The sequence below is a fragment of the Psychrobacter sp. GW64-MNA-CIBAN-0177 genome, from assembly GCF_040309585.1.
Lineage (GTDB): Bacteria > Pseudomonadota > Gammaproteobacteria > Pseudomonadales > Moraxellaceae > Psychrobacter > Psychrobacter okhotskensis.
This window is the reverse complement of the sequence record NZ_JBEOOY010000107.1, coordinates 1-306: the sequence shown is the minus strand read 5'-3', so window position 1 is coordinate 306 and position 306 is coordinate 1. Positions and strand designations below refer to the sequence as shown.

Below are 306 nucleotides of genomic sequence, written 5' to 3'. Positions count from 1 at the left end.
CAGTTATTTTGAAGCCTTGTTAGCCCACCAGTATTCACCATCCTATATTGCCCTCGGGCATATTTTTGCCACCACCACTAAAAAAATGCCATCAGCCCCCCAAGGGGTCAACAAGCTGACTCGTTATGTCAGCTTATTTTCGCGTCATTATCCAACCGTAGCGATTGGCGGAATCAATCTCAGTAACCTTGCGTTAATTGCTAAGACAGGGGTGGGTGATGCTGCGGTTGTCAGGGCTGTGACCACTGCTGTAGATCCCGCCAAGGCTTATCTAGCCTTGCATCACAAATGGCTACAGCTTACACG

Annotated in this window: 1 protein-coding gene; it reads left to right on the top strand. The window is 48.7% G+C overall.

The annotated features are described in order from the left end of the window. Positions 1-16: 16 nt before the first annotated feature. The coding region (locus tag AAEY79_RS14380; RefSeq protein WP_352288947.1) for a thiamine phosphate synthase at positions 17-306 on the top strand (290 nt) is incomplete at its 3' end.